Source organism: Serratia sp. ID 25-353 (assembly GCF_054792795.1).
Window position 1 is genome coordinate 1,624,187 of sequence record NZ_CM139236.1, and the last position, 23,137, is coordinate 1,647,323.

The window sequence follows — 23,137 nt, forward strand, 5'->3', positions numbered from 1 at the left end:
CCGGGTTAGCATAGGTCAGCGGATCCCGGCGGCAAAATGCCGGTTTCTGCTTTCTAAAGTTAAAGAACGGCAAAGCTATGGCGCCGCATCCCTGGCGCGTGAGCGCGCCAGCAGCGGCGGCACCAGTAGATACAGGGCGGCGGCCAGCGCCCACACCAGGCCGGGCCAGACATCGCGCGTGGCGGCATACAGCGCCGTCGCCACCAGCGGCCCCGCGACGCCGATCAGGCTGCCCATGCTGGCGAGCGTCCCTTGCAGCTCGCCCTGATGGTCGTCGTCCACCTTGTGCGCCATCAGCGCCTGCAGCGCGGGCAGCGCCATGCCGCCCGCGGCGAAGAACGGCAGCAGGGCGAACGGCGCCCAGCCGCGCGTGGCGACAGACAACAGCGCCAGGCCCACGGCGTCGGCCGCCAGGCCGATCAGCAGCGCTTTGCGCTCGCCGAGCCGCGCGACCAGCGGGCCGATGGCGAAGGCCTGCGACAGCGCGTGACAGGCGCCGTAGCCGGCCAGCGACAGGCCCGCCACCATCATGCTCCAGCCGAAACGATCCTGGCCGTATAAAATCCACAGCGTGGCCGGCGCCTGTGAAACCAGCGCCATGATCAGGTAAATGCCGGCGAGCGGCAGCAGGCCAGGCTTGCCGTGTAGCCGGCGCAATGACGAGAAGGGGTTAAGGCGAATTTTCTCGGCGGCGCGGGGGCGGGATTTACGCGATTCGGGCAGCAGGAAAAACGCCATCACCAGGTTGAGGGCGTTCATCACCGCCGCCGCCAGGAAGGGCGCATGCAGATGCCATTCGCCGAGCGAGCCGCCGAGCAGCGGGCCGACGATAAAGCCGATACCGAACACCGCGCCCACCAGGCCGAAACGCCGCGCGCGCTGGCCGGCAGGGGTAATATCGGTAACGTAAGCGGTGGCGACCGCCATGTTGGCGCCGGTAATGCCCGCCAGCAATCGCCCCAGATAGAGCCAGGCCAGCGTCGGCGCGAACGCCATCAGCAGGTAGTCGGCCGCCGCGCCGGCGAGCGAAATCAACAGCACCGGCCGCCGCCCGAAACGATCGCTCAGCGCGCCGAGGATCGGTGAAAACAGGAATTGCATCAAGGCGTAGGCCGCCAGCAGGGCGCCGTAATGCACGCTGCCGGCATCGAGACCACCCAGCGAGCGCAACAGCGCCGGCAGAATAGGCATGATCAGACCGATGCCCACCGCATCCAGCAACACCGTCAACAAAATAACCAGCATAGGTTTTTTCAAAATTGTGACTCTAACAGTGATAGAGTATTGAGTATTCCACAGTTACCCTATCAGTGATAGAGAGATGAGCGAAAAAAATACTGCGGCGCGTTTAACGCGTGAAACCGTCCTGCGCGGGGCGCTGGCGTTACTGGATGACATCGGCATCGATGCCCTGAGCACCCGCCGCCTGGCGCAACACCTGGGCGTGCAATCCCCCACGCTCTATTGGCACTTCAAAAACAAGGCCGAGCTGCTGAAGGCGATGGCGGAAACCATCATGTTGGATCACCGCGAAGAGGTGCCCGTCGACATCCCCTGGCAGGCCTGGGTGACCGCCAATGCAGTCAACTTCCGCCGCGCGTTGCTGGCTTACCGCGACGGGGCGCGCCTGCACGCCGGCACCCGGCCGCAGGAACCACAATTCGCCATCATCGAGGCCAAGGTGGCGCTGCTGTGCCGGGCGGGCTTTACGCCGGAACACGCCGTTAATCTGCTGTTCGCCGTCGGGCGTTTCGTGGTGGGTTGGGTGCTGGAAGAACAGCAAATGCAGCCCGATGATGCGCTGAACGAGGCCGATCGCCGGCGCTACCCGCTGCTGTGTGGAGGCTGGGCAAAGCTGCAGGAGAAGGGGGCAGACGCGTTGTTCGAAGCCGGCCTCCGGCTGTTGGTCGACGGTGCCGAGGCCGCGTTGACGAACGCCAATAATCACGGCGCGCAATCATAAAACCGGGCTTATCTATAGGAAATTTATAGAAAATACCCACTTTTCGTTAAAGCCATGGCGGCTACATTCCCTTAACATTATCAAGTCTTTTGATGATAATTATTAGCACGCTGCGCAATTATTCATCGCAGTGATGTTACGGATTAAATCCGTTTGCTTAAGGGATAGTTTCACCATGGAAATCAATGTTAACGGCCGGGTGGTTCCACTCGGCGATATCTCGCCCGAGACCCCGCTGCTGTACGTTTTACGCAACGATCTGCAATTGAATGGCCCCAAATACGGCTGCGGCCTGGGGGAGTGCGGCGCCTGCACGGTGCTGATCGACGGCGTCGCCGCACGCTCCTGCTCAATGCCGCTGTCCGCCGTAGGAAAAAAATCCGTCACCACCCTGGAAGGCCTGGGTACACCGGAGGCGCTGCATCCGGTTCAGCAGGGGTTTATTGATGAGCAGGCGGCGCAGTGCGGTTACTGCACCAACGGCATGATCATGACGCTGGTCGCGCTGTTCGAACGTGAGCCGGAGGCCGACGAACAAACCATCAAGAAAGAGCTGGCCTACAACCTGTGCCGCTGCGGCACGCATATCGAGATCCTGCATGCCGCCGAGCGCGCCCGCGATCTGCTGGCCGCGCGGAGGCAAGCATGAGCCGCCTCGAACTGACCCGTCGGCAGCTGTTGCAGGCCGGCGGTGTGGTGATGGTCAGCAGCCTGCTGCCTGCGCCGTTTAACGCCTTCGCCGCCGAGTCGGTTGCATCGCCTGCCGATCTGCCGCTGGATCGTGTGGACAGCTTTATCAGCCTCACCGCCGACGGCCGGGTGACGGCGTTCAACGGCCACGTCGATCTGGGCACCGGCATTCGCACCGCGCTGGCGCAGATCGTCGCCGATGAAATTTGCGTGCCGTTCGAGCAAGTCACGATGATCCTTGGCGATACGCAACGCACGCCGGATCAGGGGCCGACCATCGCCAGCGCCACCCTTCAGGTGACGTCGGTGCCGCTGCGACAGGCGGCGGCGCAGGTGCGAAACATGCTGACGGCGCTGGCGGCCAAAGCCTTCGAACTGCCGGCCGAACAGCTGACGGCGGCGGCGGGGCAGGTATTTGTGACCAGGAACCCAGGGCGATCGCTGCGCTATGCGCAGCTGGCGAGTGGGCAAAATCTGCACGTGATGCTGGATAAAAACGTGCCGCTGAACAGCGAACGGCAGAACCGCTATGTCGGCCGCGCCGTGCCCCGGGTCGATATTCCGGCCAAAGTGAGCGGTGAGCTGACCTACGTACACGACCTGCGCTTGCCCGGCATGCTGCATGGCCGGGTGGTGCGCCCGCCATACGTAGGCGCCGACAGCAGCGCGCCGTTGGGCGGCGGCCTGCTGTCGGTGGATGAAAGCTCGATCGCGCACCTGCCGGGCATCGTGAAACTGGTGGTGATCAACGATTTCATCGGCATCGTGGCCGAACGCGAGGAGCAGGCGATCGCCGCCATGCGCCGGCTGAAAACCACCTGGGAGCCCTGGGCCGGATTACCGGATCTGTCGCCGGAGGCGCTGCCCGCCGCGCTGGAGGCCAATCCGAAAACCGACCGCGTGCTGCGCGACGACGCGGGAACGGACGCCGCGCTGGCATTGCTGCATACCGAAGTGCAGGCCGACTATGTCTGGCCTTACCATCAGCACGCCTCGATCGGTCCTTCCTGCGCGGTGGCGGAGGTCAAAGACGGGCGGGCGCAGGTGTGGTCCGGCACGCAAAACCCGCACGATCTGCGCAAAGATATCGCCAGGCTGCTCGAATTGCCGCCTGGGCAGGTGCACATCACCCGCATGGAGGCTTCCGGCTGCTATGGCCGCAACTGCGCCGACGACGTCTCGGCGGACGCGGCGCTGCTGGCGCGGGCCACCGGGCGACCGGTGCGCGTGCAATTGATGCGCGAACAGGAATCCGGTTGGGAGCCGAAGGGTACCGGCCAGCTGATTCGGGTGCGCGGCGGCCTCGACGCGCAAAACCGGGTGGCGGCCTACGAGTTGAAAACCAGCTATCCCTCCAACAATGCCGTGACCTTGCCGCTGGTGTTGACCGGTAAGGTAGCCAATCGGGCCGACGTGCAGCAGATGGGCGATCGCACCGCCATTCCGCAATACGAATATCCGCACATGCGAGTGATCTGCCAGGACGCCGCGCCGATCGTGCGGGCTTCGTGGATGCGCGGCGTTTCGGCACTGCCCAACGTGTTCGCCCATGAGTCCTGGATCGACGAGCTGGCCTGGCGCGCCGGTGAGGATCCGATCGCGTTTCGTTTGCGCTATCTGAACGATCCGCGTGCGGTGGCCTTGATTGAAGCCCTGAAGCAGCAGGCAAACTGGTTAGATGGTCCGGCGCACCGGTCGCGCGCCGCCGGCGCCGAAGTGGTGAGCGGCCGCGGCTTCGCCTATGCGCGCTATTTCCACAGCAAGTTCCCCGGCTTCGGCGCCGCTTGGGCTGCCTGGGTGTGCGATCTCAGCGTCAATCGCCGCTCCGGGCAGATCACGCTCGATAAAATTTTCGTGGCGCATGACTGCGGCCGCATGATCAACCCGGCCGGGGTACGCCATCAGGTGCACGGCAACGTCATCCAGTCCGCCAGCCGGGTGCTGAAAGAGTTTGTAACCTTCAACGAGACGGGAGTGACGTCTTTGGACTGGGGCGGCTATCCGATCCTGCGTTTCGACGAACTGCCGCAGATCGATATCCAGCTGATCGATCGCCCGGAGGAAGCGCCGATGGGCGCCGGAGAATCCGCCTCGGTGCCGAGTGCGGCGGCGATCGGCAACGCGCTGTTTGACGCGCTCGGCGTGCGGCTGCGCGAGGTGCCGTTTACGCCGGCGCGGGTGCTTGCCGCACTGCGCGCTCAGGCCGGCCATTAACTCCCGTCACGAACAAGGACAGCAAAAATGAGTAAGATGAAAAAAATCGTCGGGTGGGGTGGCTTCACGGCGATCGCCGTGGTGGTGGCCGGCGTTGTCGCCAGCTGGCAACCGGAAATCACACCGCTCCCCGCCGATGCGACGCACCGTTTCAGCGAGACGCAGATCGCGCGCGGCAAAACGCTGGCCGATCTCGGCGACTGCGCGGTGTGCCACACCCGTTCGGGCGGCGAGCGCAACGCCGGCGGTTTGGCGATGGAGATCCCCTTCGGCACCATTTACACCACCAACATCACGCCGGACGTGGAAACCGGCATCGGCAGTTGGAGCTACGCGGCGTTTGAACGCGCCATGCGACACGGCGTCGATCGGCAGGGGCGCTACCTTTATCCGGCGTTTCCTTATACCGCCTTTACCCGCACGAGTGACGACGATCTGCAGGCGCTGTACGCCTACCTGATGTCGCAGCCGCCGATCAATTACCGGCCGCCGGCCACCGATCTGCATTTTCCGTTCAATATCCGCCAGGGCATCTTCGCCTGGAACCTGCTGTTCCTGACGCCGGGCGCGATGCAGGAAAACCCGGCTAAAAGCGCCGCCTGGAACCGCGGCGCTTATCTGGCCGAAGGGCTGGGGCACTGCAGCGCCTGCCACTCGCCGCGCAACGTGCTGTTCGGCGAGAAAACCGGTGGCGACCACCTGGCCGGCGGCGTGGCGGAAGGCTGGACGGCGCCGGCGTTGACCGGCCGCTCGCCTGCGCCGCTCGATTGGACGCAGCAGGATCTGGTCGATTTTATGCGTACCGGCTACTCGGCCAACCACGGCGTGGCCGCCGGCCCGATGGCGCCGGTGGTCGAAGAAGGGTTGTCCCGCTTGCCGCAGGCCGATCTGCAGGCGATCGCCGTCTATCTGCGCAGCTATCATCCTGAAACGGCGGCGGGCGCGACGGCGGCCACGTTGAACGCTCAGGCGGAACGCCAGGTGGAGCCCCTGAACTCGCAAGGCGCGCGGCTGTTTTCCGGCGCCTGCATGGCTTGCCATGCGCAGGAAAAAGGCGCGCAGATGGCGGGAGTGCGGCCTTCTCTGGCGCTGAACACCAACCTGTTTGCCGAGGTGCCGGACAACGCCATTCGCGTGGTGCTGGATGGCATACAGCGGCCGGCGAACGCCGAACTGGGCTATATGCCGGGCTTCCGCCATAACCTGGATGACGCGCAGATCGCCATCCTGCTCAACGACCTGCGGCAGCACTATGCCGGTCAGGCGCCGTGGCCCGATCTGGTGGCGCAGGTCGGCCGCTTGCGCGCCGAAACCGCGCAGAAATAGCCGCCGGGGCTGGACAGGCGCGCCGCGTTGGCGACAATAGGGCCTTTCACATGGACAGAGGCAGTAAAATGAATACGTTAGACGCAATCCGCCAGCGCCGCGCCACCAAGCAGTTCGATACGCAGCACGTGATGACGCTCGAAGAGAAAAAAGCGTTGCTGACTATCGCGCTGCAGGGCGCGCCCAGCGCATTTAACCTGCAGCACTGGCGCCCGTTGCTGATCGAAGATCGCGCCCAGCGTGAGAAAATTCGCGAGGCGGCGTGGGGGCAGGCGCAGGTGACCGACGCATCGATGCTGGTCGTGCTGTGCGGCGATCTGTCGAGCTGGGAGTCACAGGTAAAAAACGTTTGGGCCGAGGCGGCGGAGCCGGTTCAGCAGTTCATGATCCCGGCCGTCGATCAGTATTATCGCGGTAAGCCACAGGTGCAGCGCGACGAAGTGATGCGCAGCAGCGGCATCTTTGCCCAGACGCTGATGTTGGCAGCCAAGGCGCAGGGCTACGACTCTTGCCCGATGGACGGGTTTGATTTCGACGCCGTGGGTGAGATCATCAACAAACCGGCGCACTATCAGATCGCGCTGATGGTCGCCATCGGCAAGGCGGCGGGGCAACCTTATCCGCGCATCGGCAAACTGCCTTTCGACGAGGTGGTGAAAACCGACCGTTTCTGATCCGAGCGGTGAATGACAAAAGGGAAGGCTTGCGCCTTCCCTTATTTTTTGCGACGCACAGTTCGTTCCAGTAGCTGAAACGGATGCGCCGTTGCAGGCGGTGATGCCACATAGAAAACTCCTTCTACCCTACACGGTTTAAATAAATAGCACCGCGCCGGGCGCAAGACGAATGTCTTATTGTGCATAGCTTGCCCACCGGACGGGATTAACCGGTTTTATCAACCCGCCGGATGATCGGCGAGAGCCGCCAGCCGAAGTTCATGCCCGCTGCGGCGCCCAGGATTGCCAGCGTGCCCAGCAGCTGCAGCAGACTGAGGCGGTGGCCGAACACCGCCCAGTCCACCACGATCGCCACCGCCGGGTAGATGAACGACAGGGCGCCGACCAGGGCCGTGGGGATCTTCTGAATGGCGCCATACAGCAGTGTAGACATCAAGCCGGTATGCAGCAGGCCGAGGGTCGCCAGCAGCAGCCAGTCGAGGGGGGCCGCAGGCGGCGTGGCCAGGCCGGCGAACGGCGCCAGCGCCAGCGTGCCGACGGTCAGCTGAATCAACACGATCAGCTGCGGCGGCAGCGCGGCCAGTTGTTTGACGATCGCCGCCGCAATGGCGTACATCAGGGCCGCGCCGAGCGCCAGCGCCACGCCGAGCAGGTAGTCATCGCCGCCGCCGTTTTGCCGGCCGGTGACGATCAACACCATCCCCGTGAACGCCAGCAGAAGCCAGCCCAGCCGGTTAGCCGTCAGTTTTTCGCCAAACAGCAGCGCCCCCAGCGCCACCAACATGAACGGCTGAACGTGGTAGGTGACGGTGGCGACCGCGATCGAAGCATGCTTGTAGGCGGCAAACAGCAGCGTCCAGTTGAGCACCAGGGCGATCCCCCCGAGGATGGCGAAAGCCAGCTGGCGCCGGTTGATCGCGCCTTGCTTTAACTGACCGAGTGCGGCGCAGGTCGCCAGCATGGCCAGCGCGCCGAACGCGCAGCGCCAAAACACCACCGTCGCGGGCGGCTGCCCCAAAACGAGTACCGGCCACCCCACGGTGCCGGAAATGGTCATGGCGAGGATCATTTGCACTGCGCCGCGCGTTTTCGTTTTCATGTCGTTTCCCTCGTTGCCTGACCGGACTTGTGGTGAAGCGGTTTAATCATTAAAATGAACAATCGAACATTATGATGAACATGGATACGGGTGTTCGTCAAGCCGAACAAATGGATGGCATAACGAACATGAGTGACAATCGGATGCAGAACATCACGCCCATCGGCCTGCTGTCGGCGGCGATCCGCCGCGAACGGGAGCGGTTGAACCTGTCGGTGACCGAGCTGGCGAAGCGCGCGGGCATCGCCAAATCCACGCTGTCGCAGCTGGAAGCCGGCAGCGGCAATCCCAGCCTGGAAACGCTGTGGGCGCTGGCGATGGCGCTGGACGTGCCGGTCAGCCGGCTGATTTCACAGCCGAGCAGGCAGGTGCAAGTGATCCGCGCCCATGAAGGCACGCCGGCGCTGTCGGAGCAGGGCAACTACGCCGCCACGCTGCTGGCCACCTGCCCGCCGGGGGCGCAGCGCGACATTTACCGGCTGCGGGTGCAGCCCGGCGAAGCCAAACTTTCTCGGCCGCATCCCCCCGGCACCGTCGAGCATGTGATTATCAGCAGCGGGCGAGCACGCCTCGGGCCGGCGGACCAGCCGCTGGAGCTGAGCGCCGGCGATTACATCAGCTACTCCGCCGATCGCGAGCACGTTTTCGAGGCGCTTGAGCCGGAGACCACCGCCGTGATGCTGATAGAACAGGGTTAGCAGGGCGTTGAAGGTCCGTTTATTGAAAATGATTCTCAATTATATTAGTGTGCCCGCCTGTTTTGACGCCGGGACGGGCGCGTAGCCCGGCGTCGCCGTTTATTGCCCTTCAAGGACCGAAGATGAAAATCGCTATTCCTTCCCTGCTGTTACTCGCCGGTTTGACGGCAACGCACCCGGCCACCGTGTTGGCCGTTGCACCGCCCGCCGCGGCGGATCAGGGCCAGAACGACACGGCCAACAACGATTTCAGCTTCGTACGCTATCGCGCGGATTACCGCGTTAACGCCAACGCCACCAACGTGAAGACGGAAAGCTACGAAGTGCTGCTGAAGACTAAGGCGGCGGTCGAGAAATTCAGCCAGATCCGCCTGAGCTACAGCGAAAAAATGGAAACGCTGGAGGTGGTCGCCGCCTACACGCTGACCGCCGACGGCCAGCGCCACGACGTGGCGCCCGATCGCATCTATACCCAGGAAAGCTACTCCAGCGCCACGGCGCCGCTGTATGCCGACCGCAAAGTGCGCGTCATCGTGTTCTCCAACCTGGCGCCGGGATCGCGCGTGGTGTATGAGCTGCGCCGCACGCAAAACACCCCGTATTTCCCCGACTATTTCGGCCTGTGGGAGACGTTCAGCGTTTTCGATCAGTTCGACGACGCCGAAGTGACGCTACAGACGCCGGCCAAGCTGCCGATGCATATCTTCACGCGCGGCGTGGAAGGCGGGGACCAGCCGCAGATCCGCGACGGGCAGGCGCACTGGCGCTGGCATTATTCGCGCAGCGCGCCGATGAAATCACAAAACTGGGCGGCGGACAGCTGGACCTTCAGCCCGACCATCATGGCCAGCACCTACCGCGAGTGGCCGCAGTTGGCCAAGGCCTACCAGCTGAAGGCCGGCGCGGCGGCGAAGGTGACGCCGGGCATTCAGGCGCTGGCGGACAACATCACCGCCGGCATCAGCGATCGGCGCGAGCAGGCGGAAGCCCTCTATCGCTGGGTGGCGCAAAATATTCGCTACGTGGCGGTGTACCTGGGCAACGGTGGGCTGGAGCCGAATTCGGCGCAGAGTATTCTCGACAACCACTACGGCGACTGTAAGGACCACGTGGTGATCCTGGAGGCGCTGCTCGCCGCCAAAGGCATTGCAAGCTCGCCGGTGCTGATCGGCATGGACGAAGGCCCGATACTGCCTAAGGTGCCGCTGCTCAGCCGCTTTAACCACGCCATCACCTACGTGCCTGAATTCAAACTGTACCTGGACTCCACCAATCCGTGGGCGCGGTTCGGGCAGCTGCCGGAAGGCGACCTGGGGGCACCGGTGCTGCTGACGCGCGACGCCAAGCTGGCGCGCACGCCGGGCAGCGACGAGCAGCCGGTCAAGAGCGCGCTGAGCGTCGATTTCGTGTTCGACAAAGCGGGCAATCTGCACGGGCAAACCGAGCGTCGGCTGAGCGAAGTGGAAGAGATTGACCTGCGGGGCTACTTCTCGCAGATCAACCGGCAGAACCGGGCGCAGGCGGAAGCGTCGATCATGTCCGCCTCCGGCATCGACGGCAGCGGCGAGGTGGCAATGAACAGCGATCCGCTGGATCTCAAAAAACAGTTCGGTTACCGCTTTCGCTTCAAGGCGGATGACTACGTCGATTTCGGCGTGGTGGGCGGCATGACGCTGCCGAATCCGCCCGGCGGCAAATCGTTCCGCACGCTGTATACCACCACGCCGGCGCCGGACAACGAAACGCCGTTCTACTGCAGCGCGCAGCGCTACGACGAAACCTACCGTCTGCAGCTGCCGGCCAACGTGCCGATCATCGCCATTCCGCAAGACAAGCAGTTCCGCAATGCGGCGGGCGACTATCGCGTGGCGTGGCGGCGCGACGGGCAGCAGGTGATCGTCAATCATCGCCTGCAGGTGAACGCCATTCGCGGCAAGGAAGCGCTGTGCCAGGCGCAGGATTACCCGGCGTTCCGCGAGCTGTTCCAGCAGGTGCGGCGCGGTTTCCGCGGCCAGGTGGTGTACGGCGAATTGGCCACCGGCAAGTAAGCCGCTGCCCGTAGCTGGATAAAAAAATGGCCCCCAAACAGACAAGAGTTTGGGGGCCCGTAGCGTTCCCTCTAGGCGATACTGACCGCGCGCACCTCTTTGGATCTCAGCGTCACGCGGATCGGCACCGATTTGTACGAAGGCGTGCCGCTTTCCTCATCGATGTAATGCAACGGCACCAGCACGTTGGCCTCCGGATAGTAGGCGCCGACCGAACCGGCTGAAATGTTATAGGCGATCACCGTGATGCCCTCCAGGCGCTGAGTGCAGCCGGGCAGCGCCGTTTCCAGGTCCACCACGTCGCCATGCTCCAGCCCCAAACGTTGCAGATCGCTGTCATTCATGAACAAAACGTCGCGCCGGCCGAAAACCCCGCGGTAGCGATCATCCAGGGCATAGATGGTGGTATTGTACTGATCGTGGCTGCGCAGCGTAATCAGCCGCAGCGTGTCTTGGTCTGCGATAGTCTCGTCTTCATGCAGCCCGCTGAACACGGAAAACATCGCTTTGCCCGTCGGCGTCGGCCACCGGCGCTCGGTCGGCGGCAACGGCATGCGGAAACCGCCCGGCTGGCGGATGCGCACATTGTAATCGTCGAAGCCCGGAATGGTTTTTTCGATCAGATCGCGGATCACATCGTAATCTTCGATCAGCTCATCCCAGGGCACCTTACTGGCGGGCATCACCGCTTTGGCTATGCCGGCCACGATGGCGGGTTCCGAACGCAGCAGTTCCGACGCCGGTTTGAGTTTGCCGGACGAGGCATGCACCATCGACATCGAATCCTCCACCGTCACCGATTGGCGCCCGCCGGCCTGCATGTCCAGTTCGGTACGGCCCAGGCAGGGCAGAATGAGGGTTTCTTTTGCTACCAACAGATGGCTGCGGTTGAGTTTGGTGCCGATATGCACGCTTAATTCCAACGCTTTCATCGCCGGGAAACTTTGCTCGGGGTCCGGCAGTGCCACGGCGAAGTTGCCGCCCAGGCAGATCAACGCCTTCGAGGCGCCGTCGATCATCGCCTGCATGCATTTCACGGCATCATGCCCGTGGGCTTTGGGCGGCGTGAAGCCAAACACCGTTTCCAGTTTCGCCAAAAAATCGGCCGACGGTTTTTCAGTGATGCCGACGGTGCGGTTGCCCTGCACGTTGGAGTGACCGCGCAGCGGGCAGATGCCGGCGCCCGGTTTGCCTATGTTGCCGCGCAACAGCAGCAGATCGGCAATCAGGCGCACGTTGGCGGTGCCTTTATTGTGCTGCGTAATGCCCATGCCGTAGGTCACGATGGTGGCGTTGGATTTTGCGTAGGCGGCGGCAACCTGTTCCAGATCCCGGCGCGCCAGGCCGCTCTCCGCTTCGATAGCCTCCCAATGGGTGGCCGCCAGATCGGCGGCGAAAGCCGCAAATCCTTCCGTGTGCTCGGTAATGAAAGCGTGATCCATGGCATTGCCTTGTGTTTCATCCAGCTGCAGCAACGCCTTGGCGATGCCTTTCAGCGCCGCAGCGTCGCCGCCGGCTTTGACCTGATAGTAGGTTGAAGCGATGGGGGTCGAACTGTAGGTCGCCATTTCGATGACGTTTTGCGGATCGGTGAAACGTTCAAGCGCCCGCTCGCGCAGCGGGTTGAACACGATGATCGGCACCTTTTTGCGCGCCAGCTCATGCAGCGTGCCCATCATGCGCGGATGATTGGTGCCCGGATTGTGCCCGATGGAGATAACCAGCTCCGCGCTGTCAAAGTCATCCAGCGACACGGTGCCTTTGCCGATGCCGATCGACTGCGGCAGGCCTACGCTGGTCGGCTCATGGCACATATTGGAACAGTCGGGGAAGTTATTGCTGCCGAACTCCCGCGCAAACAGCTGGAACAGATAGGCCGCCTCATTAGACGCCCGGCCGGAGGTATAAAACTCCACCTGCTCCGGCGGCAGCGTCTGCAAGACGGCGGCGATGCGTTGAAACGCCTCGTCCCAGGCCAGCGGGCGCAGGGTGTCCGTCCCGGCGTCATAGAACAGGGGCGTGGTCAGGCGGCCATAATCCTCCAGCTCATAATCGGTCTTCTGTAGCAGCGACGTCACGGTGTTTTGCGCCAGGAATTCGGGCGTCACGCGCTTGCTGGTTGCTTCCCAGGTCACGGCTTTGGCGCCGTTTTCGCAGAACTGGAAGGTGGAGCGATGTTCTTTATCCGGCCATGCGCATCCCGGGCAATCAAAACCGTCGGGTTGATTGGTGCGCATCAGCGTCACCGGTGCTTCTAAGGTGTCCATTTGCGTGCGCACGGCGATGGCCGTCGCTTTCAGCGCGCCCCAACCGCCGGCGGGCCCATCGTAGGGATGAACCCCGGGTACTGCTCGTCTTTTCGCCATTGTTGATTGCCTCCGACACCGCTTACGATAACTGCAGGTGATTGGTTTACTGTGAATATTATTTTTATCGTCCAAGACGGAACGCAGACACCGTCGCCGTTAAACGCGGGCCTGTCGATTCAGTATAGATGAGTGAAAAATGGGGCCGCGGCAGTCAGTGCGGAGAGAGCGGCGGCCCGTTTAACCGGAGACGGGCCGCCGGGGCGTTACTTTTTCACCACCAGGCCCACGCCGCGGCCGCGCGGATCGGACGCGGTTTCCGGCGTGCGGCCATCGATGCGGATGGCCTGAATATCCCCCATGTTCCAACCCTGATCTTCGAGGGTGTAGCCCATGGCCTTCAGCTCGTCCGCCGGTTTGCCGGTCAGCGGCGCAAAGCTGTCATAGTAGAGGGTGTCCTTCGGCAACAGCTGATGGTGCACGCGCTGGGCGGCCACCGCCTGCGCCAGCGGCAGATGGTAATCGTAGAGGTTGTTGATCACCTGGAAGATCGACGTGAAGATGCGCGAGCCGCCCGGCGTGCCGATCACCAGGCTGACCTCGCCGTCGCGAGTGATGATGGTCGGGCTCATCGAGGAGAGCATGCGTTTGCCCGGCTCGATGGCGTTGGCGTCGCTGCCCACCACGCCGAAGGCATTGGCGACGCCGGGTTTGGCGCTGAAGTCGTCCATCTCGTCGTTAAGCAGGAAGCCGGCGCCTTTGACCACCACGCCGCTGCCGAAGTCCCAGTTGAGCGTATAGGTGTTGCTGACCGCGTTGCCGGCGGCATCGACGATCGAGAAATGGGTGGTTTGGTGGGTTTCCAGCCCCGGCCGCACCTGTTCGGTCGGTGAGATCGCCGTCGGGTTGATTTCGGCGGCGCGTTTTTTCAGGTAATCGGGAGCGATCAGCTGCGCTTCCGGCACGTGAGTGAAATCCGGGTCGCCGAGGTAGTCGGCGCGATCGGCGAACACGCGTTTTTCGATTTCCGCCAGCAGGTGGATATAGCGCGCCGAGTTCAGCGGCACGCCCTTGAAATCGGCGGCGCGATCTTCTTTTATCCCCAGCAGCTGCGCCAGCGCAATGCCGCCGGAGCTGGGCAGCGGGGCGGTATATACGGTGTTGCCGCGCCAGCTGATGCGCATCGGCTCACGCCATTTCACCCGATAGTCGGCCAAATCCGCCGCGCCAATCAGCCCGTTATCGCGCTGCATTTGCGCCACCAGCAGGCGCGCGGTTTCGCCGTGATAAAAATCGTCGGCGCCCGATTTGGCGATGCGCTCGAGGGTGGCGACCAGCTCCGGCTGTTTGAACACCGTACCGGGCTTCATGGTGCCGAAATAGTCGCCAAAGTTGGTTTTACCGGCGAACAGCTTGTTGGCGTCTTCACGGTACTGATACTGCTGATCCGCCACGGTGAAACCTTGCCGGGCGTAGCCGATCGCCGGCGTCAGCAGTTTGGCCCACGGCAGCTTGCCGAAGCGCTTGTGGGCTTCCCACAGCCCCAGCACGGTGCCCGGCACGCCGGCGGCGCGACTGCCCACCAGGCTGAGATTTTCGATCACTTCGCCTTTCTCGTTCAGGTATAGGGTTTTGCTGGCAGCCTTGGGTGCCACTTCGCGGTAGTCGAGGAAATAGGGTTTGCCGTCGACGTACAGCGTCATAAAGCCGCCGCCGCCGATATTGCCGGCTTCAGGGTAGGTGACCGCCAGGGTGAAGGCGGTGGCGACCGCCGCATCGACCGCGTTACCGCCGGCCTGCAGAATGTGCGCGGCGACTTTGGCGCCATACTGATCCGGAGCGGCGACCGCGCCGGCGGTCAGGTCGGCGGCAAAGGCGGCGGGAACGGTGCAGGCCAGGGCCACGCTCAGAGCTATCGTTTTCAATAAACCGGCAGACATAGACGATCCTTTTAGCGATTTTCAGTTATCAGGTGAATTCAACTAATTATTTTGAAACAGCAGGTTAGCGCGTTTTCTTTGGGCTGTTGCGGCGCTTTATTGAAGGTAGCAGCGGTCAGGCAGGGCCGCCTGACCAGAGTAGCGAAGCGTGACGTGGCGCGTTATGCGCCGGCGGGCAACGCCGACTGCAGCCATTGGCAGAAGTGCCGGGCGAGCGGGTTGTGTTCGCTGTCGCGGTGCAGCAGCCACGCCCAGTGGGCGCCGCGCACGCGTTGCTCGGTTAACGGTTGCAGCAGCCCAGCGTCGCGCGCGTGCTGCGCCAGCAGTTGGCTGACCAACGCGATGCCGAGGCCATTGCAGGCGGCGTCCAGCAGCAGACCGGGATCGGAGAAGTTCAGCCCGCTGTCGCGCTGGCCGACGTGCGCGCCGCCCGCCACCGTCCAGTGGCTCCAGTCCATCTCCCGTTCGCCATGCAGGGTTACGCGCTGCTCTGCCGCCAACGCCAGCAGGCTGGGGTGGCAGGCGGGATAGAGCCGGTCGGTGCAGAGCACGTTAAAGGTGCAGTCCGCCTGCGCGCTGAGATCGTCGCGGATCGCCAGATCGATACTGTCCGTCGCCATATTCGGCGGTTCAAAGCTGGTGAACAGCCACAGGTCGACTTGCGGATGCTGCCGATTGAAGTCGCCCAGCCGCGGCATTAGCCAGTGGCGGGCGAAAGCCGGGGTGGTGTTGACGATCAGCTGATTGGGTTTGCGGTACTGATCCAAACGGCGAATGCCAACGGCCAGCTGTTGCAGCATCACCTGCGCGGTGCTGAACAGATCGTGGCCGGCGTCGGTCAGCACCACGCTGCGGCCGGTGCGGAAGAACAACGGCTGCTCCAGAAATGCTTCGAGGCTGCGGATCTGCTGGCTGATGGCCGACTGGGTAAGGTGCAGTTCTTCGGCAGCCTGATGAAAACTGCCCAGGCGCGCCGCGGCTTCGAAACCGCGCAGCGCGCTCAAGGGGGGCCAGTGTTTTAACATTATCGATAAGCCTGTCTAATCAGATATCCACTAAATATATCGTTTGTCGCGGTGGCAGGGGAAGACTAGCATAAGATTCAACCGCATAAACGTGAATTATTCGGTTAACTTTTTGAATTATAAATGATTAAAAGAGGTCTTTAATGTCAACTCGCCGCGTGTTTATTAAACAGCTTTCCGCCGTCGCCGGAGTCGGTCTGACGGCTTCGTTGGGCATTCCGTTACGCGGTCACGCAGAAGCTACGCTTAATCCGGCCTGGCGGATGCCCGACGAAGGGGAACCGCAACAACGGGCGTTTCTCGCCTTTGGCGCGCAGCGGGCCATCTGGGGCGAATTCACGGCGGATGTGCAGGCGGCGCAGGGGCGTATCGCCCGCGCTATCGCCGAGTTTCAGCCGGTGACGGTATTTTGCCGCGAGCGCGAACGACAATTGGCCGAGGCCACCTGCGGCAGTCACAACGTCAGCTATGTCGTCACCGAGCTGGATGACATCTGGGTGCGCGACTTCGGCGCCAATTTCGTGGTCAACGGCGCCGGCGAACTCGGGGCGGTGGATTTCAACTTCAACGGCTGGGGCAATAAACAGCGGCATGCCAAGGATGCGCGCCTGGCGGCGTTTGCCGCCAATCGTTACGGTGCCGCTCAACTGCGCCGCAGCGCACTGACAGGCGAAGGCGGCGGTATCGAAGTGGATGGGCACGGCACCGGCATCATGACCGAAAGCAGCTGGGTGAATGCGAACCGTAATCCGGGCTGGAGCCGGGACCGGGTAGAGCAGGAGCTGAAAGCGATGCTCGGCTTGCGCAAAATTATCTGGCTGCCGGGCATTAAAGGCCGAGACATCACCGACGCCCACGTCGATTTTTACGCCCGCTTCGTGCGGCCGGGCGTAGTGGTGGCCAACCTGGACACCGATCCGGCCTCTTATGACCATGCGGTTACCCAGCAACATCTGGCGCTCCTCAAGGCGGCGACCGACGCCGACGGCCGCCGGCTGCAGGTGCATACGCTTTCGCCGCCGCTGGCGCCGCGCGACAGCCGATTCAGCCGCAACAACCCGGATTTTGCGGCGGGCTACATCAACTATTTCGTCATCAACGGCGCGGTGATCGCCCCGGAGTTTGGCGATCCGCAGGCGGACCGGGCGGCGCTTGAGCTGCTGACGGCGCTCTATCCGCAGCGCAAGGTGGTGCAGCTGGAGATCGACGCCATCGCGGCCGGCGGCGGCGGCATTCACTGCGCAACCAACCAACTGCCGGTGCATGGCAAGCCGGAACGGTGAATGTTCAAAAAATGCGCACGCGGTTGTTTGTCGCCATAGGGTGTGGTTGGCTGAGTGGAAACATAAGGAGGCCATAATGAACGACTCACCCTTGAGCATTCCCACCTGGTATCGCGATCCGCACGCAGAACAGGCCATGGCCGATGGCCATGCGCCTATTTGGCGCCATCTGATCGGTTTGGTGCCGGAAAATGAACTCTCCGGTGTCAGCGTGCTGGACTTTGGCTGTAATCAGGGCGGCTTTTTGCGTTTACTGCACCAAATTCGCCCATTCCAGCAGGCGGTTGGCGTCGATATCGCGCGCCAATCCGTCGATGAAGCCAACCGGCTAAAAGGGAACCTGCCGGTGGTTTATCAAACCGACACGCGGCTGTACGGGTGGGATAGCCACTTTGATATCGCCTTCAGCCATGAAGTCATCTACCTGATCGAAGACATTGCGCAACATGCCGCCGATATGCTGCGGGCGCTGAAGCCGGGCGGCGTTTACTATGCGGTGACCGGTTGCCACACCGGCAACCCGCTGTGGCCGCAGTGGCGCGAAAGGGTAGCTGAGCAGACGCATACCGTGGTGCAGGATCGCTCGCTGGCCGACTATGCGCGCATTTTCTCCGCCGCGGGGTTCCAGGTCTCTGCCCGCCGGTTGGGCTTTTCCGGCTTCGTGCCTTATGAGCCGGACGGCTGGATGCCGGATATCGCGGCGGCGATCGATTACTATTGGCGCACCAAAACGGTGTTCAGGTTGGTCAAACCATAAAATCCTACGCGGCGCTCGGTACGCCGCCGCTGACGAGATAAGATGGCGAAATTTATGATGGATTAGGATACGAAAACAATGGACTTTCGTTTGAACACCCGGTTATCCCTGCTTATGGGCTCGCTCTTGGCGCCCGCTATTGGGGCTAGTGCCGCTACGCTTACGCTCGATAATCAGGATCCGGCGGCGGTGTATCTCATTCAGGACGCGAAGCTGATTCAAGAACGTGAGGGGGTGAAAATCGCCGGGCAGTCATACCGTTATTTTGTGCTTCAGCTTGCCGACAATCTCCAGTATGAAGGTTATATCACCCGATGCGCCGACGACGATGCCGATAAATTGAATGAACAAGCGCGGCGACAATTAAACCGTTGTACCGAACAGGTGATCGACGACCTGGATCGGTTGATGGAAAAGACCGCCAACTTGGCATTCGACTACGGTGGCACGCAAAACGTTTATCGCGGCGAAGAACATTCAACGTCTTATTATTACTATTCGTTTGCCCGCGTGGCCCACTATTATCAGACCGAAGACGGACGTCATCCCCTGTATGGCCTGGTTTATCGTTGCAAGCAGCCGGCGAGCGATGCTCATCGGGAGCAAGAGCCTGCTACGACTGAAACGACGCAGCCGCCGGCTGAAGTGGAACGCTTTATTGCATTGGCTAAAAATCGCTGCGGCAATGTGCTGAAACCACGCTGAACGATATTGCTCCTCCGTTTCCCGCTTCGACAAGATTTTACTCAATCCTTACGCAACCCTTTCAGAAGCGCATTCCGGCATTCGATATATTGAGAATAGTCATTCTCAACAGGATCGTATTGCAATGCAGAGGAAAACGCTTTTGGTGCTGGGGCTGTCGCTGTTGCTGGCCGCCTGCGATGGGCAAAACGCCGGTGCGCCAGCCGGCGCGGGCGGTGAGCAGGAGGTCGGCGTGGTCACGCTGCGCGGCCAGTCAGTGACCCTGAGCAGCGAGTTGACCGGCCGGGTCAACGCCACCATGACTTCCGACGTGCGGCCACAGGTCGACGGCATCATCAAGCAGCGGCTGTTTACCGAAGGGGCCGAGGTCAAGGCCGGGCAGGTATTGTATCAAATCGACCCTGCCAGCTATCAGGCCAGCTACGATCAGGCCGCCGCCCAGCTGAAAAACGCCCAGGCCACGGTGCAATCCACCCGGCTCAAGTCGCAGCGCTATGCGGCGCTGGTGAAAGAGAACGGCGTTTCACAACAGGATGCGGACGATGCCAAAGCGGCCTATCTGGCGGCCGTGGCGTCGGTGGCCCAGTATCAGGCGGCGCTGGAGACGGCGCGCATCAACCTCGCCTATACCCAGGTGCGGGCGCCGATCGCCGGGCGTATCGGCATCTCGTCGGTGACGCCGGGTGCGCTGGTTACCGCCAGCCAAACCGATGCGCTGGCCACCATCCGCGCGCTCGATCCGATCTATGTCGATCTGACCCAGTCCAGCGCGCAGCTGCTTAAACTGCGGCGCCAGCAGGCGGCGTTACAGCGCGGCGCGGTCACGCCGGTCGCCATCAAACTGGAGGACGGTTCGCCTTATGCCCACGCCGGCAAGCTCGAGCTGACCGAGGTGGCGGTGGACGAAGCCACCGGTTCGGTCACGCTGCGCGCGGTGTTCCCCAACCCCGAACATGAGCTGCTGCCCGGCATGTATGTCCACGCCACGGTGGATAACGGCGTCGATCCCAAAGCGATTCTGGCGCCGCAGCAGGGCATAACCCGCAACGCCAAAGGGGAAGCCACCGCGTTGGTGGTGGACGAACAGAACAAAGTGGCGCAGCGCACCGTCAGCGCCGAACGGGTGGTGGGCAGTAATTGGCTGATCGGCAGCGGGCTGAACGAAGGCGATCGCCTGATCGTCGAAGGCACCAGCAAGGTCGCGATCGGCGCCGCGGTGAAGCCGGTTGAAGTCTCGGTCGACAAAACCCAACGCGAGGAGCAGTGATATGGCGCAGTTCTTTATCCGGCGGCCGGTATTCGCCTGGGTGATCGCCATCATCATCATGCTGTGCGGCCTGATGTCGATCAATTCGTTGCCCGTTTCGCAGTACCCGGACGTCTCACCGCCGCAGATTTCCATCTCCGCCACCTACCCGGGCGCAGACGCGGAAACGCTGGAAAACAGCGTCACGCAGGTGATTGAGCAACAGCTCACCGGCCTGGACGGCCTGCTGTATTTTTCTTCGACCAGCAGCTCCAGCGGCTCGGTCAGCATCAACGTCACCTTTGATCAGGGCACCGATCCGGATATCGCTCAGGTGCAGGTGCAAAACAAGGTGCAGCAGGCGGAAAGCCGTTTGCCGAGCGCGGTGACCGCGCAGGGCGTGACGGTCAAGAAATCCCAGAGCAGCTTCCTGCTGATCGTCGGGCTGTATGACGAAAGCGACAAGGCGACGATGGCCGATATTTCCGACTATCTGGTCAGTAACCTGCAGGATCCGCTGTCGCGCATCGAGGGCGTGGGGGACGTGCAGGTGTTCGGCTCGGAATACGCGATGCGTATCTGGCTGGATCCGACCAAGCTGGCAAGCTATGCGCTGATGCCTTCCGACGTGCAGACAGCGATCGAAGCGCAAAACACCCAGGTGTCCGCCGGCAAGATCGGCGATCTGCCGGCCGCCGCCGATCAGCAGCTGACCGCCACGGTAAAGGCGCAGTCGCGGCTGCAAACACCGGAACAGTTTCGCAATATCATCCTGAAAAGCGACAGCAGCGGCGCGCTGGTGCGGCTGGGCGACGTGGCGCGAATTGAGCTGGGCAACGAGGACTACTCCGCCAGCGCGCACCTCAACGGCCACCCGGCGGCGGGGATCGCGGTCAAGCTGGCGGCGGGCGCCAACGCGCTCAACACCGCCAAGCTGGTGAAGGCCAAGGTGGCGGAATACCAAAGCGCGATGCCACAGGGCTACAAGGTGGCCTACCCGAAAGACAGCACCGACTTTATCAACATTTCGATCGAGGAGGTGGTGAAAACGTTGTTCGAAGCGGTGGCGTTAGTGGTGGTGGTGATGTTCGTGTTTCTGCAAAACCTGCGCACCACGCTGATCCCGACCATCACCGTGCCGGTGGTGTTGCTGGGCACCTTCGGCGTGCTGGCGGCGTTCGGCTATTCAATCAATACCCTGACGCTGTTCGGCATGGTGTTGGCGATCGGGCTGTTGGTGGACGACGCCATCGTGGTGGTGGAAAACGTCGAACGCGTGATGCGTGAGGATAAGCTGCCGCCGCGCGAGGCGACGGAAAAATCGATGCGCGAAATCACCGGCGCGCTGGTCGGCATCGCGCTGGTGCTGTCGGCGGTGTTTCTGCCAATGGCGTTCTTCGGCGGCTCCACCGGGGTGATCTATCGCCAGTTTTCGATCACCGTCGTCTCCTCGATGGTGCTATCGGTGGTGCTGGCGTTGACGCTGGCGCCGGCATTGTGCGCCACGCTGCTAAAACCGGCGCACGACGCGCAGACCGACAAGGGCTTGCTGGGCAAATTCAACCGCGGCTATGACCGGCTGCAGGAGAAGTACGCCGACAAAGTCGGCGGGGTGATCCACCGGCCGACGCGCTATCTGCTGCTGTACGGCCTGCTGTTGATCGCCGCCGCCGTGATGTACCTGCGTTTGCCGACCGGCTTTCTGCCCAACGAGGATCAGGGCACGGTGATGGTGCAGTACACCTTGCCGGCCGGCGCCACCAACGCGCGCACCTCGGCGGTGAGCGAAGCGGTGACCGCCTATTTCCTCGACCAGGAAAAGGCCAACGTCAGCACCATTTTCACCATCAACGGTTTCGGCTTCAGCGGCAGCGGGCAAAACGCCGGCATGGCGTTCGTCAGCCTCAAAGACTGGAGCCAGCGCAGCGGCAGCGCGAACACCGCCGACGCCATCGCCAAACGCGCCATGGCGCACTTCGCCTCGCTGCGCGACGCCCAGGTCTTCTCCATGAGCCCACCGGCGATCGACGGTTTCGGCCAGTCCGACGGCTTCACCTTCGAGCTGCAGGCCAAAGGAGCGACCACGCGCGCCGAGCTGCAGGCGATGCGCGACCAGATCGTTGCCGACGCCGGCAACAACCCGGCGCTGCTGGCGGTGCGCGCCAACACCTTGCCGGACACCCCGCAGCTGCAGGTGGAGATCGACAACGGCAAGCTGCAGGCACTCGGCCTGAGCGCCGCCGACGTCAACAGCACCCTCAGCAGCGCGTTCGGCAGCACCTATATCAACGACTTTATCGATCGCAACCGGGTGAAAAAAGTCTATATGCAGGGCGATGTGCAGTACCGCGCCAAGCCGGAAGACCTCGAGCGTTGGTTTGTGCGCGGCACCAACGCGTCGGGCACCAGCAGCATGACGCCGTTCTCCGCCTTTGCGTCTTCGCACTGGATCTACGGGCCGGAAAACCTGTCGCGCTATAACGGGCTGTCGTCGTTCGAGATCACCGGGCAGGGCGCCGCCGGCGTCAGCTCAGGTACGGCGATGAGCGAGATGGAGAAGCTGGCGGCAACATTCTCCGCCGGCAGCAGCTATTCCTGGAGCGGGCTGTCCTATCAGGAGCGGCTGACCAGCGGCCAGGCGTCGTCGCTGTACGCCATTTCGCTGATCGTGGTGTTCCTGTGCCTGGCGGCACTGTATGAGAGTTGGTCGATTCCGTTTGCGGTGATGTTGGTGGTGCCGATGGGCGTGGTGGGTTCGCTGCTGGCGATCACCCTGCGCGGGCTGGAAAACGACATCTACTTCCAGGTGGCGCTGCTCACCATCATCGGCCTGTCGGCGAAGAACGCCATTCTGATCGTCGAGTTCGCCGAGGAGATGCACCAGCGGGGCGAAACGCTGATTGGCGCGGCGGTCCACGCGGCCCGCATGCGCCTGCGGCCGATCCTGATGACCTCGCTGGCGTTTACCGCCGGGGTGCTGCCGCTGGCGGTATCCAGCGGCGCCGGCGCCAACAGCCGCATCGCCATCGGCACCGGCATTATCGGCGGTACCATCACCGCCACCGTATTGGCCATCTTTTTCGTCCCGCTGTTTTATGTGTTGGTGCGCCGCATGTTTACCCGTCGGCCCGCCAACCCGCCGTCACAGGCAGGAGAATAA

At 62.6% G+C, this 23,137-nt stretch carries 17 protein-coding genes; 12 read left to right on the forward strand and 5 right to left on the reverse strand.

Going from position 1 to position 23,137, the window contains the following annotated elements:
- Nucleotides 1-75: 75 nt before the first annotated feature.
- Nucleotides 76-1,257 carry a tetracycline efflux MFS transporter Tet(41) gene (tet(41), locus tag ACYF6X_RS07810; protein WP_063989922.1) on the reverse strand — a complete coding sequence of 394 codons (1,182 nt, stop codon included), beginning with the start codon at nt 1,255-1,257 and terminating at the stop codon, nt 76-78.
- A gap of 64 nt (nt 1,258-1,321) precedes the next feature.
- Here tet(41) and tetR point away from each other — a divergent pair, with 64 nt between their 5' ends.
- The 5 genes from tetR (at nt 1,322) to ACYF6X_RS07835 (ending at nt 6,867) form a co-directional block, all read left to right on the forward strand.
- Entirely contained in the window at nt 1,322-1,963 is a 642-nt protein-coding gene (tetR, locus tag ACYF6X_RS07815) for a tetracycline resistance transcriptional repressor TetR (RefSeq protein ID WP_063989921.1), read from the forward strand.
- Between the two features lie 175 nt (nt 1,964-2,138).
- A complete protein-coding gene (locus ACYF6X_RS07820) occupies nt 2,139-2,612 on the forward strand; it encodes a (2Fe-2S)-binding protein (protein ID WP_063989920.1) in 474 nt (157 codons plus the stop codon).
- Nucleotides 2,609-4,867, forward strand: a complete 2,259-nt coding sequence (locus ACYF6X_RS07825) for a xanthine dehydrogenase family protein molybdopterin-binding subunit (protein ID WP_130017316.1) — start codon at nt 2,609-2,611, stop codon at nt 4,865-4,867. Before ACYF6X_RS07820 ends, ACYF6X_RS07825 begins: the two co-directional genes overlap by 4 nt.
- Nucleotides 4,868-4,894: 27 nt before the next feature.
- Nucleotides 4,895-6,193, forward strand: a complete 1,299-nt coding sequence (locus tag ACYF6X_RS07830) for a c-type cytochrome (protein ID WP_130017317.1) — start codon at nt 4,895-4,897, stop codon at nt 6,191-6,193.
- A 68-nt stretch (nt 6,194-6,261) separates the two neighbouring features.
- Nucleotides 6,262-6,867: a nitroreductase family protein gene (locus ACYF6X_RS07835; RefSeq protein WP_049196903.1), complete on the forward strand. Its 606-nt coding sequence runs from the start codon at nt 6,262-6,264 to the stop codon at nt 6,865-6,867.
- Nucleotides 6,868-7,075: 208 nt separating this feature from the next.
- On the opposite strand, the gene ACYF6X_RS07840 is transcribed toward ACYF6X_RS07835, so the two are convergent.
- Nucleotides 7,076-7,969 (reverse strand): DMT family transporter, encoded by an 894-nt coding sequence (locus ACYF6X_RS07840; RefSeq protein ID WP_130017318.1) that lies wholly within the window; start codon nt 7,967-7,969, stop codon nt 7,076-7,078.
- Nucleotides 7,970-8,097: 128 nt separating this feature from the next.
- Between ACYF6X_RS07840 and ACYF6X_RS07845 the strand changes: the two genes are divergently transcribed.
- Complete coding sequence (locus ACYF6X_RS07845; RefSeq protein WP_038871559.1) at nt 8,098-8,667, forward strand: helix-turn-helix domain-containing protein; 570 nt, start codon at nt 8,098-8,100, stop codon at nt 8,665-8,667.
- A gap of 122 nt (nt 8,668-8,789) precedes the next feature.
- On the forward strand, nt 8,790-10,715 hold the full coding sequence (locus ACYF6X_RS07850; protein ID WP_130017319.1) for a DUF3857 domain-containing protein: 1,926 nt from the start codon (nt 8,790-8,792) through the stop codon (nt 10,713-10,715).
- 71 nt (nt 10,716-10,786) lie between these two features.
- Here ACYF6X_RS07850 and ACYF6X_RS07855 read toward each other — a convergent pair whose 3' ends face one another.
- The 3 genes from ACYF6X_RS07855 to ACYF6X_RS07865 form a co-directional block, all read right to left on the reverse strand.
- On the reverse strand, nt 10,787-13,081 hold the full coding sequence (locus tag ACYF6X_RS07855; RefSeq protein WP_130017320.1) for an FdhF/YdeP family oxidoreductase: 2,295 nt from the start codon (nt 13,079-13,081) through the stop codon (nt 10,787-10,789).
- 206 nt (nt 13,082-13,287) lie between these two features.
- On the reverse strand, nt 13,288-14,961 hold the full coding sequence (gene ggt, locus ACYF6X_RS07860) for a gamma-glutamyltransferase (RefSeq protein ID WP_130017321.1): 1,674 nt from the start codon (nt 14,959-14,961) through the stop codon (nt 13,288-13,290).
- A 161-nt stretch (nt 14,962-15,122) separates the two neighbouring features.
- Complete coding sequence (locus ACYF6X_RS07865; RefSeq protein ID WP_063989913.1) at nt 15,123-15,986, reverse strand: LysR substrate-binding domain-containing protein; 864 nt, start codon at nt 15,984-15,986, stop codon at nt 15,123-15,125.
- Between the two features lie 143 nt (nt 15,987-16,129).
- On the opposite strand from ACYF6X_RS07865, the gene ACYF6X_RS07870 reads away from it, so the two are divergent.
- From ACYF6X_RS07870 to ACYF6X_RS07890, 5 genes are all read left to right on the forward strand, one after another.
- On the forward strand, nt 16,130-17,269 hold the full coding sequence (locus tag ACYF6X_RS07870) for an agmatine deiminase family protein (protein ID WP_130017322.1): 1,140 nt from the start codon (nt 16,130-16,132) through the stop codon (nt 17,267-17,269).
- Between the two features lie 76 nt (nt 17,270-17,345).
- Nucleotides 17,346-18,026: a class I SAM-dependent methyltransferase gene (locus ACYF6X_RS07875; RefSeq protein ID WP_130017323.1), complete on the forward strand. Its 681-nt coding sequence runs from the start codon at nt 17,346-17,348 to the stop codon at nt 18,024-18,026.
- Nucleotides 18,027-18,104: 78 nt separating this feature from the next.
- Nucleotides 18,105-18,731, forward strand: a complete 627-nt coding sequence (locus ACYF6X_RS07880) for a hypothetical protein (protein WP_130017324.1) — start codon at nt 18,105-18,107, stop codon at nt 18,729-18,731.
- Nucleotides 18,732-18,855: 124 nt separating this feature from the next.
- Nucleotides 18,856-19,998 (forward strand): efflux RND transporter periplasmic adaptor subunit, encoded by a 1,143-nt coding sequence (locus tag ACYF6X_RS07885; protein WP_130017325.1) that lies wholly within the window; start codon nt 18,856-18,858, stop codon nt 19,996-19,998.
- 1 nt (nt 19,999) lies between these two features.
- Complete coding sequence (locus ACYF6X_RS07890) at nt 20,000-23,137, forward strand: efflux RND transporter permease subunit (RefSeq protein ID WP_130017326.1); 3,138 nt, start codon at nt 20,000-20,002, stop codon at nt 23,135-23,137.